Origin of the sequence: Mesorhizobium sp. M4B.F.Ca.ET.017.02.2.1 (assembly GCF_003998955.1) — a bacterium.
In the GTDB taxonomy this organism is placed as follows: Bacteria; Pseudomonadota; Alphaproteobacteria; order Rhizobiales; family Rhizobiaceae; genus Mesorhizobium; species Mesorhizobium abyssinicae.
The window spans coordinates 9836-12573 of record NZ_RZOF01000178.1 but is presented as its reverse complement, the minus strand read 5'-3'; the positions used below and the strand labels follow the sequence as shown (position 1 = coordinate 12573).

Sequence of the window (2738 nt, the reverse complement as noted above, 5' to 3'; positions counted from 1 at the left end):
GGCGTCTGGTCCTTCGAGTAAATTGGTGGCGCATTGGTCACGGGGTCGCTCGGTTCGCCAACCGGGCGGTGGATGTCGGGATGGCCGGCACTGGCGTCGATGCCCTGGGCGCTCAGCCAGGACAGCCAAGGCTTCTGATGCTCGGGCAGGAATTGGCGCACGGTGAAGCCGGGCAGGACGCCCTCATAGGTTCTCAGCCTGGGGTCGCCGGGCGCGAGCAGGCGCGGGTCGAGCGAGACATCCGTATAGCCGAAGAGCGTCGGGTCGTAGCCGAGGGCTCGGGCGGAAAGCGCGATGTTGCCGTGCCGGGCATCGAGCGGCGTGCCGTTGCGGCAGACGCGGTTGTTCATCTGGTAGAGCCCGGTGTAGAGGCAGGCGCGCGCCGGCGAACAAGGGGCTGCCCCGCCAAAGTGGCGCCGAAACAGCACGCCTTCGGCGGCAAGTGCATCGGCATTCGGTGTTTTCAGCACCGGATGGCCGGCCGCCGACAGGCAATCGCCGCGCCACTGGTCGCATGTGATCAGGAGAATGTTGGGGCGTCCGCTCATGCTGGCCAAGCGCTTGTCTCCTCATCCGGCATGCCGCTGATGGAGCCGAATTCAGGCCGTCGCGCAAGGCCGCGCATCTCTGTTGATTGGTGAACAAATGATGCGATATCGTTCACTTTTACAGCACAGTCCATTCTGTGTTTGCCTCCTTTGCCGCGGCCGTGCCTATCCTCGAATTGGCGTGGACAGCGGCGAGGGCCGCACCAGCAAAAGGAAGGAGCAGAAAAATGCTCGACCAGGTCAAGGGCCTGCATCACGTCACCTCGATGGCCAGCGATGCGCGCCGGAACAATGAATTCTTCACCAAAAAGCTCGGCCTGCGCCGGGTCAAGAAGACCGTCAATTTCGACGCGCCCGACGTCTATCATCTCTACTATGCGGACGAGGTCGGCACGCCGGGTTCGGTGATGACCTATTTCCCGTTCCCCAATATCGGCAAGGGCCGGCATGGGGTGGGCGAGGTCGGCACGACGGTCTATTCGGTGCCGGAAGGCACGCTCGGCTACTGGGAGAAGCGCCTTGCCGATGAAGGCGTCGCGGGCCTGTCGCGCGAAGAGACGTTCGGCGAGAAGCGGCTCGCGTTCGCCGGCCCCGATGGCGACGGCTTTGCGCTCGTCGAAGACAAGGCCGACGGCCGCGCGCCCTGGGCGAAGGGCGGCGTTCCCGCCGACGAGGCGATCCGCGGCTTCCACTCGGTGCAGCTTCGGCTGAGGGATGGCGGCGCCACCGAGGAGCTGTTGAAGTTCATGGGCTATCGGGAGGTCGACAAGTCCGGCAACGTCCGCCGGCTTGCGGTCAAGAACGGCAATGGCGCCGACATCGTCGACATCGAATCGCTGCCGGGCGCGGCGTTTGCCAATCTCGGCGCCGGCTCGGTCCACCATGTCGCCTTCGCGGTCGAGAACCGCGCCAGGCAGCTCGAAGTGCGCAAGGCGCTGATGGACACCGGCTACCAGGTGACGCCGGTGATCGACCGCGACTATTTCTGGGCGATCTATTTCCGCACGCCGGGCGGGGTACTGTTCGAGATGGCCACCAACGAGCCAGGCTTCGACCGCGACGAGGACACCGCTCATCTCGGCGAGGCGCTGAAGCTGCCGGCGCAGCACCAGCATCTCAGGCCCTATCTCGAACAGCACCTGCAGAAACTGGAAGACTGAGCCATGAGCAAGGATACCTACACTCACAAGCTGCTGCCCGGTTCGCCGGGCAGTCCGCTGCTTTTCGTCTTTCACGGAACCGGAGGCGACGAGAACCAGCTGGTATCGCTGGGACGCGAGCTGGTGCCTTCGGCAAGCATCGTGTCGCCGCGCGGCGATGTGTCGGAGCAGGGTGCCGCCCGCTTCTTTCGCCGCACCGGCGAGGGGGTCTATGACATGGAAGACTTGGCGCGAGCGACCGCCAAGATGGCTGCCTTCACCAAGGCGCATGTCGAGGCGGCAAAGCCCTCGACGGTGCTTGGGCTCGGCTATTCCAACGGCGCCAACATCCTGGCGTCGGTGGCGTTCGCGGAACCCGGCCTGTTCGACGCGACGGTGCTGATGCATCCGCTGATCCCTTTCGAGCCGCAGGTGAAAGGCAGCCTCGCCGGCCGCTCTGTGCTGATTACGGCCGGCAGGCGCGATCCGATCTGCCCGCCCAATTTGACGTCGCGGCTGGAGGCCTTTTTGCGCGCCGACGGCGCCGCTGTCACTGTGGAATGGCACGATGGCGGGCACGAAGTGCGGCCGAATGAAATCGAGGCGGCGCGGCAGCTCTTTGCCGGCCTGCCGGTTGAAGGAGCGTGAGCAATGGCTGATCAATTGCCCGAGGTCGAACTGGAGGATCGCGGCTCCAAGGGCCGCTATGTCCTGCGCGGGCCCGGCGGCGCCGAGGCCGAGATGACCTTCACCAAAATCGGCGAGCATCAGCTCATCATCGATCACACCGAGGTGCCTGACGCGTTTCGCGGCCAGGGCGCGGGGCTTCGCCTCGTCACCCGCGCCGTCGAGGACGCGCGCGCGGCCGGCAAGAAGATCATCCCGCTCTGCCCGTTCGCCAACGCCCAGTTCCGCCGCCATCCGGAATGGGCCGACGTGCTGAAGCGGTAGCAAGTTCCCCCTTCTCCCACAACGGGAGAAGGAGAACACGCCTCAGCCACAAATGCGAACACGCCACTGGCATTTGCGCGATTTAGCCATCTTGCCTAAG

The 2738-nt window shown here is 65.1% G+C and carries 4 protein-coding genes; 3 read left to right on the top strand and 1 reads right to left on the bottom strand.

Annotated features, from left to right (window positions below; all coding sequences use genetic code 11):
- Positions 1 to 548, bottom strand: a 548-nt coding sequence (locus EN738_RS20470) for a sulfatase-like hydrolase/transferase (RefSeq protein WP_145966888.1), incomplete at its 3' end; no start/stop codon positions are given.
- 227 nt (positions 549 to 775) lie between these two features.
- On the opposite strand from EN738_RS20470, the gene EN738_RS20465 reads away from it, so the two are divergent.
- The 3 genes from EN738_RS20465 to EN738_RS20455 are packed head-to-tail and all read left to right on the top strand — an operon-like array spanning position 776 to position 2638.
- The gene (locus EN738_RS20465) at positions 776 to 1708 is read left to right on the top strand and encodes a VOC family protein (RefSeq protein ID WP_127285288.1); all 933 of its coding nucleotides are present in this window, start codon (positions 776 to 778) and stop codon (positions 1706 to 1708) included.
- Between the two features lie 3 nt (positions 1709 to 1711).
- Positions 1712 to 2335 (top strand): alpha/beta hydrolase, encoded by a 624-nt coding sequence (locus tag EN738_RS20460; protein ID WP_127285287.1) that lies wholly within the window; start codon positions 1712 to 1714, stop codon positions 2333 to 2335.
- A 3-nt stretch (positions 2336 to 2338) separates the two neighbouring features.
- Complete coding sequence (locus EN738_RS20455; RefSeq protein ID WP_127285286.1) at positions 2339 to 2638, top strand: GNAT family N-acetyltransferase; 300 nt, start codon at positions 2339 to 2341, stop codon at positions 2636 to 2638.
- Positions 2639 to 2738 lie beyond the last annotated feature (100 nt).